The organism is Sinobaca sp. H24 (assembly GCF_023845525.1).
In genome coordinates this window covers 39257-53099 of the sequence record NZ_JALBWT010000010.1, presented here as the reverse complement: position 1 = coordinate 53099, position 13843 = coordinate 39257, and the positions used below count along the sequence as shown (strand labels likewise).

At 47.2% G+C, this 13843-nt stretch carries 7 protein-coding genes and 6 pseudogenes; all 13 read left to right on the top strand.

The window, feature by feature from the left end; genetic code table 11:
• Positions 1-117: 117 nt before the first annotated feature.
• Positions 118-593: pseudogene (truB, locus tag MMY81_RS33090) on the top strand (tRNA pseudouridine(55) synthase TruB); the annotation flags it as partial.
• Positions 594-701: 108 nt separating this feature from the next.
• A complete protein-coding gene (locus MMY81_RS35280; RefSeq protein ID WP_374562003.1) occupies positions 702-1031 on the top strand; it encodes a hypothetical protein in 330 nt (109 codons plus the stop codon).
• Between the two features lie 31 nt (positions 1032-1062).
• Complete coding sequence (ribF, locus tag MMY81_RS14380; protein WP_252313455.1) at positions 1063-2040, top strand: riboflavin biosynthesis protein RibF; 978 nt, start codon at positions 1063-1065, stop codon at positions 2038-2040.
• 138 nt (positions 2041-2178) lie between these two features.
• Positions 2179-2448: a 30S ribosomal protein S15 gene (rpsO, locus tag MMY81_RS14375; RefSeq protein ID WP_120192216.1), complete on the top strand. Its 270-nt coding sequence runs from the start codon at positions 2179-2181 to the stop codon at positions 2446-2448.
• 153 nt (positions 2449-2601) lie between these two features.
• Positions 2602-3276, top strand: a pseudogene (locus MMY81_RS35275) (polyribonucleotide nucleotidyltransferase); the annotation flags it as partial.
• Between the two features lie 160 nt (positions 3277-3436).
• Positions 3437-3574, top strand: coding sequence for a hypothetical protein (locus tag MMY81_RS35270; protein WP_374561943.1), 138 nt, complete (start codon positions 3437-3439; stop codon positions 3572-3574).
• Positions 3571-4694: pseudogene (pnp, locus tag MMY81_RS35265) on the top strand (polyribonucleotide nucleotidyltransferase). Before MMY81_RS35270 ends, pnp begins: the two are co-directional and overlap by 4 nt.
• A 120-nt stretch (positions 4695-4814) precedes the next feature.
• On the top strand, positions 4815-6077 hold the full coding sequence (locus MMY81_RS14365) for a M16 family metallopeptidase (RefSeq protein ID WP_252313454.1): 1263 nt from the start codon (positions 4815-4817) through the stop codon (positions 6075-6077).
• 98 nt (positions 6078-6175) lie between these two features.
• Entirely contained in the window at positions 6176-7231 is a 1056-nt protein-coding gene (gene asd / locus MMY81_RS14360; RefSeq protein ID WP_252313453.1) for an aspartate-semialdehyde dehydrogenase, read from the top strand.
• 20 nt (positions 7232-7251) lie between these two features.
• Positions 7252-8474 (top strand): annotated as a pseudogene (gene dapG / locus MMY81_RS14355) (aspartate kinase).
• A gap of 68 nt (positions 8475-8542) precedes the next feature.
• Positions 8543-9411: pseudogene (dapA, locus tag MMY81_RS14350) on the top strand (4-hydroxy-tetrahydrodipicolinate synthase).
• Positions 9412-9628: 217 nt separating this feature from the next.
• On the top strand, positions 9629-11296 hold the full coding sequence (locus tag MMY81_RS14345) for a ribonuclease J (protein ID WP_252313452.1): 1668 nt from the start codon (positions 9629-9631) through the stop codon (positions 11294-11296).
• Positions 11297-11488: 192 nt separating this feature from the next.
• Positions 11489-13841, top strand: a pseudogene (locus MMY81_RS14340) (FtsK/SpoIIIE family DNA translocase).
• Positions 13842-13843: the final 2 nt, after the last annotated feature.

Here is a 13843-nt window from a genome sequence, read left to right as displayed (position 1 = left end):
TGTCCATACGAAGGGTTATTTTCTCAAGAAAATAGAACTTCATTTATGGACAGTTCTTTTTGTTTTGCGCTAGTATAGATAACAAGAGTGAATTGATAGATAAGAGGAGCCGTCGTTATGAGTATTGAAGGGATTATTCCCGTTTGGAAACCTGCAGGAATCACGTCACATGACTGTGTATATAAAATAAGAAAAATTGCCGGCACCAAAAAAGTCGGCCATACCGGCACACTTGATCCGGCTGTCGAAGGTATACTGCCGATTTGTATCGAACGTGCCACAAAGATCTCCGATTACATGATGGATCTTCCTAAAAGCTACCGTTGTGTAGTAGCTCTTGGAAGCAGTACTACAACCGAAGACGCAGAAGGCGGACTGGTCGATACGCTCGACCCGGGAACCGTTTCCCAAAAGATATTGAAAACACGCTGCAACAGTTTACCGGGGAGCTCGTGCAGGTTCCACCTATGTATTCAGCAGTAAAAGTAAACGGTAGAAAGTTATATGAATACGCCCGGGAAGGAAAAGAAATAGAAAGGCCTTCCAAGAAAATAACGATCTATTCGATTACGTTGAACGCAGAGAGTTTGTCCTACAGCGGCGGCGAATTTACATTTGAATGTGATATTGTCTGCAGTAAAGGCACATACATACGGACGCTTGCCGTTGATATAGGAAAAGCCCTTTCCGTGCCGGCTCATATGAAAAGCCTTATCCGGACAGGATCGGGTCCCTTCAGGGAAAAAGACAGCTGGACGCTGGAACAGCTGGCACAGCTTCAGGCAGAAAACAGGCTGGAAGCCGCTGTAATTCCCATTGCCGGAGCACTGGCTCATATAGAGCGGCGGGAGGCCGCTGAAGAAGAAACAGCGTTAATTAAAAATGGAGCTGTGCTTCCGTACCAGGAAGGCATGCCATCCCCATTTATATTTATGGCCGGTCAAACGCCGCTGGCTGTGTATGAGAAGCATCCGACGAAACCTGATAAAATAAAACCGAAAACTATGCTGTATATCGAAGCCAGGTCATAGCAGAAGCCCGGGCGATTGGAAAGGTGAGATAATGAAAACTATTTATGTATACCATGACAACATACCAAAAGCTGAAGATTTTCCGCCTTTGGTTATGGCTCTGGGTTATTTTGACGGGGTTCACCGTGGGCATCAGGAGGTCATCCGCACAGCCGGGCAGATTGCCGGCCAAAAACAGGCAAAGCTTGCAGTGATGACGTTCAGCCCCCATCCTAAAACGGTTTTATCTCCCGATTATTCCGAGGAAACGATGCGTTATATTACGCCGCTTCCGGTTAAGGAAGAAGAAATGAAAAAGCTGGAGGTTGATTACCTGTTCGTCGTTCATTTTGACCAGCAGTTTGCAGAGCTCGAGCCTCAGGAATTTGTCGATTCCTATTTGATCGGATCGCGAACGATTCACGTTGTAGCAGGATTCGATTTTTCCTACGGACGTCTCGGTAAAGGGACGATGGAAACTCTTCCTTTTCATGCGCGGGGCAAGCTGGACTACACAACGGTTGGAAAAAAAGAATGGGAAAACGAAAAGATCAGCTCGACGTTAATCAAGCAGTGTATTTTGGCAGGCAATGTGGAAAAGGCTTCCGTACTGCTCGGGAGACTATACGCGATCAGAGGATTGGTCGTTAAGGGAGAACAGCGCGGCCGGACGATTGGATTTCCAACGGCCAATGTGCAGATAGAAGATCCTTATATCGTACCCGATACCGGCGTTTATGCGGTTTGGTTTACTGTGCAGGGCAGACGCTGGAAAGGGGTCTGCAATATCGGCTACAAGCCGACTTTCCATGACATCAGGGCAGAACGTCCGGAGGTGGAAGTGCACGTATTTGATATGGATGAGTCGATTTACGGAGCCAAAGTAGACGTAGAATGGGTACAGCGTCTGCGCGGGGAAAAGAAATTTTCTTCGGTGGAAAATCTCATTGAACAGCTGCATCTCGATAAAAAGCAGGCAGAGGAAGTGCTTTCCGGACAGCACCGGGAAATCCGGACGCAGGATTTGTGAAAAGAAAGAGTTAATGCCTTGCATTTTCCTGAAAAAAAGCGTATTCTATTGAATGTAATCAAGCCGTTGCTTGGCATGCACGTTCCTCCGACGTCCTGCTAGGGAATTGGCGTTAACTAATTGAAGGAGGTGCTTTGGATGGCTTTAACATTGGAAAGAAAAACTGAAATTGTTGAGCAGTACAAAACGCACGAAAATGATACGGGTTCACCAGAAGTACAGGTAGCAATTTTAACGGAGCAGATCAACACACTTAACGAGCATTTGCGCACACACAAGAAAGATCATCATTCCCGCCGCGGCTTGTTAAAAATGGTTGGTAAGCGTCGTAACCTGCTTACGTACCTTCGTAACAAAGATGTTATGCGTTATCGTGAACTAATCAAAAGTCTTGGATTGCGTAGATAAATGTAAGAAAAGCGGGAGGGCAACTCCCGCTTTTTTTGCCATTTTTAAGAAATTATTTCAGTCTGCGGACTGTTCTATATAATTGTTTTACGTGAACATAGAACACAGGCAGCACTCTGGAAGTGCGCACTATAGAAACAGGAGGATACCCTATTGAGCACAGAACAAGAAAGCAGATCGTTTAGTATAGATTGGGCAGGACGGGAATTAACGATTGAAACAGGGAAATATGCAAAGCAGGCTAACGGGCGGTAATGGTTCGTTACGGCGATACGGTTGTATTATCAACGGCTACGGCATCGAAAGAACCAAAAGATCTGCCGTTTTTCCCACTGACGGTAAACTATGAAGAGCGCCTTTATGCCGCCGGTAAAATCCCGGGCGGGTTTATTAAACGCGAAGGACGTCCAAGCGAGAACGCTATTTTAACGAGCCGCTTAATTGACCGTCCGATCCGTCCATTATTTCCGGACGGCTTTCGTAACGATCTTCAGGTTATCAGCATCGTCATGAGCATTGATAAAGACTGCTCGCCCGAAATGGCCGCAATGATTGGCTCTTCGATGGCGCTCAGCGTGTCTGATATTCCATTTGACGGACCGATTGCAGGAGTCCGCGTAGGTCGTGTGAATGAAGAGTTTGTTATTAATCCTTCAATGAAGCAGCTTGAAGAAAGCGACATTGACCTTACGGTTGCCGGCACGAAAAATGCGATCAACATGGTAGAAGCAGGAGCAAAACAGGTTACTGAAGATATTATGCTTGAAGCAATTATGTTCGGTCACGAAGAAATTAAAAAACTTGTCACGTTCCAGGAAAAGATCGTTTCCGAAATGAATGTAGTAAAACGCGACATCGAGCTGCGCACTCCAGACGAAGCGCTGACAGAGCGGGTAAAAGAAGCAGCAGGAACGGATCTGCGCGAAGCTGTAATGGTAAGAGAAAAACAGGCCGCGATGTAGCTACAAAAGAAGTCTCCGATCGGATTATGGAGTCTTTCACAGAAGAAGAGCACGGGGAAGTAAAAGAAATCATCCAGAGCCTTGTTAAAAAAGAGTTCCGAAAACTAATCACTAAAGATAAAATCCGCCGGACGGCCGTACATCCGATGAAATCCGTCCTTTGACTTCAGAAGTAAAGCTGTTGTCGAGAACGCACGGATCCGGACTATTTACACGCGGTCAGACACAGGCGCTCAGCGTATGTACGCTCGGACCGCTCGGCGACGTTCAGATTCTGGACGGCATCGGCGAAGAAGAATCCAAACGCTTTATGCATCACTATAATTTCCCATCGTTCAGCGTAGGAGAAACCGGACCTATCCGCGCACCGGCAGAAGAGAAATCGGCCACGGCGCCCTTGGCGAACGGGCATTGGAAGCTATCATTCCCGACGAAAAGGATTTTCCATATACGATTCGTCTTGTCTCGGAAGTGCTTGAATCCAACGGTTCGACTTCACAGGCCAGTATCTGCGCAAGCGCCCTCGCTATGATGGATGCAGGTGTACCTATTAAAGCACCGGTAGCCGGTATTGCAATGGGGCTTGTAAAAGAGGACGAAGATGTGACGGTTCTTACCGATATTCAGGGTATGGAAGACGCGCTTGGCGATATGGACTTTAAAGTAGCGGGCTCTGAAAAAGGAGTAACCGCGCTGCAGATGGATATTAAAATTGACGGCATTGACCGTGAGATATTAAAATTTGCATTAGAACAGGCAAGGCAGGCACGTCTGCACGTACTCGACAATATGCTCTCTGCTATCGGCGGATCAAGAGAAGAGCTGTCTACGTATGCTCCGAAAATCCTGACGCTTCATATTAAACCGGAGAAAATCCGCGACGTTATCGGACCGAGCGGAAAAACCATCAACCAGATTATTGATGACACCGGCGTGAAAATTGATATTGAGCAGGATGGAACCGTGTATATTTCTTCTACGGATTCGAGTGCCAATGCGGCTGCCAAAAAACGTATCGAAGATCTTGTGCGTGAAGTACAGGTCGGCGAAACGTATCTTGGTAAAGTAAAACGTATCGAAAAGTTCGGCGCGTTTGTTGAGCTGTTCAAAGGCAAAGACGGACTGGTCCACATTTCACAGCTTGCAGAAGAGCGCGTGAACAAAGTGGAAGACGTGGTTAAGCTTGATGATGAAATCATGGTCAAAGTTACAGAAATTGATAACCAGGGCCGGGTTAACTTATCAAGAAAAGTTTTGTTGAAAGAAGAAAGCAGCAATAAATAAGAAAATAAAATCGGGTTCTGGCCTGGCCAGTCAAATTGAATAGGCACGAACCCGAAAAGCTTGGCTTAGGCCAAGTTTTTCTTATATCACGGGATAAAAAAAGCAAAAAGGAGGAAGCTGTTGATAAATAAAAAAGAACTGGCCAATGGGGTGCGGATCGTTACCGAACACATTCCCTTTGTCCGCTCCATTACGATCGGTATTTGGGTCGGCACCGGATCGCGCTATGAAAAAGCAGAAGAAAACGGGATCTCGCACTTCCTGGAGCATATGTTTTTTAAAGGCACGAACACAAGAACACCCGCAGATATCGCGGAAAACTTCGACCGCATCGGCGGGCAGGTAAATGCTTTTACGGCAAAAGAGTATACCTGCTTTTATGCGAAAGTGCTTGACGAACATGCCGGCCAGGCGCTTGATATTCTGTCCGATATGTTTTTTCATTCGACGTTTGATGAAGAGGAACTGGAAAAAGAACGAAGCGTTATTTTTGAAGAAATAAAAATGGTGGACGATACGCCTGATGATATTGTACATGATTACTTAGACTCGGTTTCCTACGGTTCCCATTCTCTGGGACGCCCGATACTCGGTACTACCGGCACCGTCGGCTCATTCACTGCGGCTTCTTTGAAAGCATATTTAGAGAAATATTATACAGGAAGCAATGTTGTCATTTCTGTTGCAGGAAATACGAATGAACCCTTTTTGGATAAAGTAGAAGAAACATTTTCTGTCCTGGGCCGCAGAGGAACGGAGAATAAGTCGGAAAGCCCTGTATTTTTACCGGGTGAAAGCGTGCACGCCAAACAGGCGGAACAGGCTCATCTCTGTCTTGGATTCCCCGGCCTGGAAGCCGGACACGCTGATTCCTTTGCTCTCGTTCTATTGAATAATGTGCTTGGAGGAAGCATGAGCAGCAGGCTTTTCCAGGATATCAGGGAAACACGCGGGCTTGCCTACTCCGTCTATTCCTATCAATCTGCCTACCGCGACAGCGGAATGCTTACCATTTATGGAGGAACCGGAGCCGAACATCTGGATGAAATGTTTGAATCCATGCAGACGATTATTAAAGAGCTTTCCCAGAACGGCATCCATCGGAAAGAATGGGAAAATGGGAAAGAGCAGCTGAAAGGAAGCGTTATGCTCGGACTGGAAAGCACCAGCAGCCGGATGAACCGTAACGGCCGCAATGAGCTGCTTCTCGGCTATCACCAGAGTCTGGACGATATTGTTGAAAAAATAGAAGCGGTTACGCTTGAGGATACAGCACGTGTTGCAGATGCTCTGTTAGGACAGGATTACTCGGTCTCTCTTATCAGCCCGGAAGGCAGGCTGCCGGAAAATCATACGAAAAAAACAGAAATTTCCCGCCGTTAGGCATTTCCATTGAAATATCTGCAGGCGATTCAGGATCATTTATGTTAATATAGGTAGAGATTAAATGAATTTGTTATTTTGAAAGGGAGTATAACTCAATGTCAAATAAAACAGGATTCACGGTAGCAGTAGTAGGAGCAACAGGAGCAGTCGGACAGCAGATGCTGAAGACGCTCGATGAAAAGAATTTCCCTATTAAGGAATTAAAGCTTCTTTCCTCAAGCAGGTCAGCAGGCAAAAAAGTAGAATTTCAAGGTAACGAATATACGCTGGAAGAAGCAAAACCGGAATCATTTGAAGGCGTGCAGATTGCCTTGTTTTCAGCGGGCGGTTCTGTATCAAAAGAATTAGCGCCGGAAGCGGTCAAGCGCGGAGCTGTATGTATTGACAATACGAGCGCCTACCGGATGGATAAAGATGTTCCGCTTGTTGTACCGGAAGTAAATGAGGCGGATCTTCATAATCATAACGGCATCATCGCAAATCCAAACTGCTCGACGATTCAAATGGTTGTGGCATTAGAACCGATTCGTAAAAAGCACGGTCTGAAAAAAGTAATCGTTTCTACGTATCAGGCCGTTTCAGGTGCAGGCTGGGCCGCTGTGGAAGAGATGAAAAACCAGTCCCGTGATATGCTGGACGGCAAAGAAGCCGCTCCGGAGATTCTTCCTGTCGGCGGTGACAAAAAGCATTTCCCTATTGCGTTTAACGCGATTCCACAGATTGATAAATTTCAGGAAAACGGCTATACGTTTGAAGAAATTAAAATGATGAACGAAACAAAAAAGATTCTGCATCAGGACGAGCTTGAAGTAGCGGCTACCTGCGTGCGTCTACCGGTTGAAACCGGCCACTCTGAATCAGTCTATATTGAAACGGAGAACGGAAACCCCGGCGTAGACGAGTTAAAGACGCTTTTAAAAGATTCCGCTGGAGTAACGCTTAAAGATGATCCTGCCAATCAGGAGTATCCAATGGCGCTGGACAGTGTCGGCCTGCCGGACGTATTTGTCGGCCGGATCAGAAAAGACCTGGATCGTGCGAACGCCTATCATTTCTGGGTTGTTTCAGACAACCTTTTAAAAGGTGCTGCCTACAACTCCGTACAAATTGCAGAAAGCTTACTAAAACTTGGTCTTGTAAAGCCATCGTAAAATAATAAACGAGGTGCAGCATGAAAGTCATAGTACAAAAATTCGGCGGAACATCCGTTAAAAATAAAGAAACAAGAGAACTTGCAGCTGCTCACGTAGAGCGTGCAGTAGAAGAAGGGTACAAAGTCGTGGCCGTTGTTTCGGCAATGGGACGGCAGGGAGACCCTTATGCAACAGATACGCTGCTCGGCCTGCTGAATCAAAACGGTTCCCAGATCAGCACCAGGGAAAAAGATATGCTCGTAAGCGTAGGAGAAACAATTTCTTCCGTTATTTTCACGGAGCTGCTGCAATCGAAAAAATTAAAAGCGTCAGCCATGACCGGTGCACAGGCCGGCTTCCGCACGGACGGGCAGTATGGGTCAGCACGTATTGTGGACATGCAGACCGAAGCGCTCGTACATCGGCTGGAAGAAGTTGATGTGGTAGTCGTAGCCGGATTTCAAGGCGTATCCGGTGATGGAGAGCTTACTACGCTCGGCCGGGGAGGCAGTGATACGTCGGCAACAGCAATCGGCGCAGCCCTTCAGGCAGAGTATGTGGATATTTTTACCGATGTAGAAGGCATTATGACCGCTGACCCGCGCGTGGTCGGCGAAGCGGAAATTCTTCCGTCTGCGACCTATCAGGAAATCTGTAATATGGCCTATCAGGGGGCCAAGGTTATTCATCCCGGGCAGTAGAGATAGCAATGCAGGGAAAAGTTCCCATCCGTATCCGTTCGACGGCATCGGAAGCTGCCGGAACGCTGATTTCATCTGTTATCGGAGGGGCAGCCGGCTCGGACCGGATAGAACGCCAGGTGACCGGAATTGCCCATATTTCCGGTGTCACGCAGGTTACCGTGGAGCATACCGAAGGAGTAGAGCAGCAGGCGGCCATATTCAGAGAACTGGCTGACAATGATATTTCCGTCGACTTTATTACGATTCAGCCGCAGCGCCTGGTCTTTACGGTACCGGACGAAAGAAGCCCGGAAGTTAAAATTCTGCTCGACACAAAGCAGCTCGAAGGTACTTTTATTCATAACTGCGCCAAGATATCTGCAGTGGGCGCGGGCATGACCGGAGTTCCCGGCGTCGTATCCAAAATTGTAGGAGCGCTCGCTGAAAAAGATATATCCATTCTGCAGTCAGCCGATTCACATACGACGATCTGGACGCTTGTTCACGGAGAAGATATGAATAAAGCCGTGCTGGCGCTTCACCAGATGTTTGAATTAGGCCGGCAGGTGAAACAGTAATAAAGTAAAGCATTCTCCATTTTCCTATATAAAAAACCAAAGTAAAAAAGGAAAGGGGGAGGGAGAGCTTGGAATTTGGCCGAATATTAACCGCCATGGTCACTCCCTTCGACAGCGAGGGAAGATTGACTGGCAGGGCGTGGAAAAAGTAGTTGAACATCTAATATTGACTGGAAGTGAAGGTCTGGTTATAGCTGGTACCACTGGAGAATCACCGACACTCACCACCGAAGAAAAACTAAAGCTTTTTCAACGGACCGCGGAAATCAGCGGACGACGTGTTCCGGTTATTGCCGGTACGGGTACAAATGATACCGGTTATTCCACCGCACTGACGGAAAAAGCCTCGAAGCTCGGCATAGATGGAATAATGGCTGTGACGCCATATTACAATAAACCGAGCCAGGAAGGCATGTATGAACATTTTAAAGCGATCGCTTCAGCTACAACTCTTCCTGTTATGGTGTATAACATACCAGGACGCTGCATTATTAACCTGCAGGCGGAAACGATGATTAAGCTGGCCGGCATACCTAACATTACGTCGGTGAAAGAAGCAAGTGGAAGCCTCGATCAGATTTCGCATATCATTGCTTCGACTCCGGAACATTTCGCAGTGTACAGCGGGGATGATTCGATGACGCTTCCGATTATGAGTGTAGGCGGACATGGAGTAGTGTCCGTTGCCGCCCACATTGCAGGACATGAACTTAGAGAAATGGTTCAGGCCTTCTCTGAAGGGTCTGTGGAGCATGCATCGGCTATCCACCGGTCGCTGCTTCCTAAAATGAAAGCATGCTTTATTGCTCCAAATCCGTCGCCGGTTAAAGCGATGCTCGAGCAGCAGGGAATTATATCGCGCGATACAAGACTGCCGATGCTGCCGCTGACGGACGCGGAAATTAAGCAGCTGGAACAGTGGTTCAGCCTGGCCTGACGGCCGGGCTTTTTATTTGCACAATGACAGGATGAAAAGGCCTGATTACATATGGAAAAGACAACCCGGCCCCTTTTCCGATAGCAAAGAACCTTGTATTCTTATTTCTAATTGCGTTATACTACAATCAAGTGCTGGACCGGGTATGCAAAGAAAATAGATGACTGCTACGATCACACTACTACAGAAGAATATAGACTATATAGGAGGAAACACATTGTCAAATCAAAATACAGACAGCATTCGTATTTTTGCCTTGGGCGGCGTAGGCGAAATTGGTAAAAATATGTATGTTGTGGAAACAGAAGAAGATATTCTCATTATTGAAGCGGGGTTGATGTTCCCGGAAGATGATATGCTCGGCGTAGACATCGTTATTCCGGACATCTCGTACCTCGTGCAGAATAAAGAAAAAATCCGCGGTATCATCGTGACACACGGACACGAAGATCACATAGGAGCGCTTCCCTACATTCTTCGTAAGATTAACGCGCCGGTTTACGGCACAAAGCTTACGATTGCGATTGTGGAAGATCATATTAAAGAAAACGGACTCCGTAAAAAATCGGATCTGCGCACGTTTGATCCTAAATCCCGTCTGACAATCGGCAGCCTGCCTGTGAGCTTTTTCAGAACGACGCACAGCCTGCCGGATTCCATCGGCGTATGCATCGACACTCCGCAGGGACTGATCGTGCATACAGGGGATTTCAAATTCGACCAGACGCCGATAGACGGCCAGCTTACTGAAATCGGCAAACTGACCAATTACGGCAAAAAAGGCGTTCTCTGCCTGCTTTCCGACAGTATTAACGCGGAAGTACCGGGAACGACTCCTTCTGAAGCGGTAGCAGGTGAGCAGATGATGGATGCCTTTATTGAAACCAAAGGCCGTATTGTCGTAACAACGTTTGCATCCAATATTCACCGTATTCAGCAGGTGATTAATGCATCAGAAAAAGAAGGACGTAAAATTGCGGTAGTGGGCCACAGTATGCTCAAAGCAATTGAAATTTCACACAAGCTCGGCTACCTTCAGCATCATGAAGATACCTTTATTGAGACAAATGAGGTGGAAAGCTATTCGCCTCATCAAATAACCATATTGTGTGCCGGAAGCCAGGGAGAGCCGATGTCTGCGCTGACCCGTCTTGTGAAAGGGGCGAACCGCCAGCTTTCCATTCAGGAAGGCGACAAAGTGCTTATTGCTGCCAATCCGATACCGGGACATGAAAAAACCGTCAGCCGTACAATTGATGCTATTTATCAAGTAGGCGCGGAAGTGGTTTACGGAAAAAACAGCATCCATACGTCCGGGCACGCCAGCCAGCAGGAATTAATGACAATGCTTAATATTGTTAAACCAAAGTATTTTATCCCGATTCACGGGGAATACCGGATGCAGTCCGCCCACGGTGAACTTGCTGAGAAAGCCGGCGTTAATCCGGCAAATATCTTTTTAGTCGATAAAGGCGAAGTGGTTGAATTTACGAAACGCAAAGCCCGCCGCGCCGGCAAAGTATCCTCCGGCAACGTATTAATTGACGGACTCGGCGTAGGAGATGTCGGAAACATCGTTCTCCGCGACAGACGCCTTCTATCCGAAGACGGAATTCTCGTTGTGGTCGTGACCCTGCATAAGAAAACGGGAACGATTGCTTCCGGTCCGGATATTATTTCCAGAGGGTTCGTGTATGTACGCGAATCGGAGGAACTGCTTGAAGAAGCCAATAAAAAAGTAACAGCTACGCTCGAGAAATGCATTGCCGAAAAAGAAAAAGAATGGTCTACGTTAAAAAGCAGCGTCCGCGACGTGCTGAGCCGTTTTCTTTATGAAAAAACGAAGCGCCGTCCTATGATTCTGCCTATTATTATGGAAGTTTAATCTAAAAAAGAAGAAGAGCCCTGCTGATTGGAATCTATGATTCTCCAGCAGGCTCTTTGCATATGAAGAACTAAAAAATACAAGCCGCAGCGTCTTAGCAGCAAAGGCATATGCTATAATAACAACAGGCATATCCGGACATAGAATGGTTTTAAAACAACAGGTGAGAACAGATAATGAGGTGGACAATAAGTGGCAAAAACACGTAAACGAACAAAAAAATGGTCTAAAAAACGAAAAAGCGAAATGAAAATAGAGTGGACGGGACTGGTTCTGCTTACCCTTGCTTTAACAGCGCTGTTTCAATTCGGGCTGGTAGGAGAGCTGCTCGTTTCTTTTCTACGCTTTTTTGCAGGGGACTTTCATATCGTACTGAACCTTGCTGTAATGGCAGTAGCAGCTGCTTTCATTTTCAAGAAGAAATGGCCGCGGATAAATAAACGTATTGGAGCAGGCGTGCTGCTGGGCGCTCTCTCCGTACTGATTTTCAGCCACATTTCTTTTATGAACCGGGCAGGAAATGGGGAAAGCAGCCTGGCCGTCACGTGGAATGCATTTACAGAGCAGGCGTCAGGAGCGGCCAATGCATCAATTGGAGGAGGCATGACAGGAGCGCTGCTGTATACGGGTACATACACCCTTTTCGGGGTGCCGGGCTCTTATCTAATTGCTGTTCTGCTTGCTGTCGTGGCGTTAATGATTATCACCGGCGTAACGATACAGGATCTGGCTAATGGGACAAAAACCAAAGCAGGACCGGCTGTAAAAAAGACACAGGCCGTGCTGAGTGAAAAATACCAGGCTTCCAAAGACCAGCGGGAGCAGAAAAAGCAGGCTCGCGGAAGCTGAACCAAAACCAAAACCTGCAAAAAAGAAGCAGACACCAAAAGCTAAAGAGCCGGAGTACGAACAGCAGGAGCTGGTGGAACAGGAGCCGGAAACCCCGCTTATTTACAATTTTGCAGAAAACGCCTACGAAAAGCAGGAGGAGCCGGAAAAACCAGCCGCCGTGCCGGTAAAGGAAAAAGCAGCAGAAAAGCCTGCTGAAACAGGCGGGGACGCTGAAGTGATTGGGGAAGCTGTACTGGCCTCGTCGGCGGAAGAAGAGAATAAAAATTATATACTGCCTTCACTTGATTTATTAAACGCCCCGGAGCGGAATACCCAGCATGTAGAAAAACGCATGCTGAGTTCAAATGCAAGAAAACTGGAAGAGACTTTGTTAAGCTTTGGAGTGAAAGCAAAGGTTAACGAAGTTCACCTGGGACCGGCCGTAACAAAGTATGAAGTACAGCCGGATACCGGAGTGAAAGTAAGCAGAATTGTCAATTTAACCGATGATCTGGCACTGGCACTGGCAGCTCGTGATATCCGTATCGAAGCACCTATTCCAGGCAAGTCAGCCGTTGGCATTGAAATACCGAATCAGGAAGTGGCAATGGTGACGGTCCGTGAAGTGCTGGAGACCGGAATGAAAAAAGACAATCATCCGCTTGCCGTTGCTCTTGGCCGTGACATATCAGGAGAACCAGTGCTGGCTGCCCTGAATAAAATGCCGCATCTTCTCGTAGCAGGTGCTACAGGAAGCGGAAAAAGTGTGTGTATTAATGGAATCATTACGAGTATTCTTATGAAAGCAAGGCCGCACGAAGTAAAGCTGATGATGATTGACCCTAAAATGGTAGAGCTTAACGTGTATAACGGTATTCCCCATCTGCTGGCACCGGTGGTAACAGAGCCGAAACGTGCCGCACAGGCACTGAAAAAAGTAGTAGCCGAAATGGAACGCCGCTATGATCTGTTTTCCCACACAGGTACGCGAAACATGGAGGGCTATAATCAGTATGTAAAGAAAGAAAATGAGAAAAATACGGAAAAACAGTTGGAACTGCCTTACATTGTTGTGATTGTGGATGAGCTGGCCGATTTAATGATGGTCGCTTCAAGCGACGTAGAAGATGCGATTACAAGACTGGCACAAATGGCAAGAGCTGCAGGGATTCATATGATTATCGCAACCCAGCGCCCGTCTGTTAATGTAATAACAGGAGTGATTAAAGCGAATATTCCATCGCGGATCGCGTTTGGAGTAACGAGCCAGATCGACTCCCGTACGATCCTTGACAGCGGGGGCGCTGAGAAACTTCTCGGAAAAGGGGATATGCTGTTTTCTCCAGTAGGCTCAAACAAATCCACCCGTATTCAGGGTGCATTTATTTCCGACGGGGAAGTTGAAGCGATCGTCGCCTCCGTAATTGCCCAGCAGAAAGCAAATTACCAGGAAGAAATGATTCCTGATGACAAGGTAGAACAAGTAGAAGAAATAGATGATTCTTTATATGACGAAGCGGTCGCCTTTGTTGTAGAAAGACAAAGCGCCTCTGTTTCCATGCTGCAGCGTAAGTTCAGGGTAGGCTATACGAGAGCCGCACGCCTGATTGACGCCATGGAAGAACGGGGTATTGTAGGACCTTACGGCGGGAGCAAACCAAGAGATGTGATCTCCGCCCCTCCGGCAGCCGAAGAAGAAGCACCGCGCTATTAAGA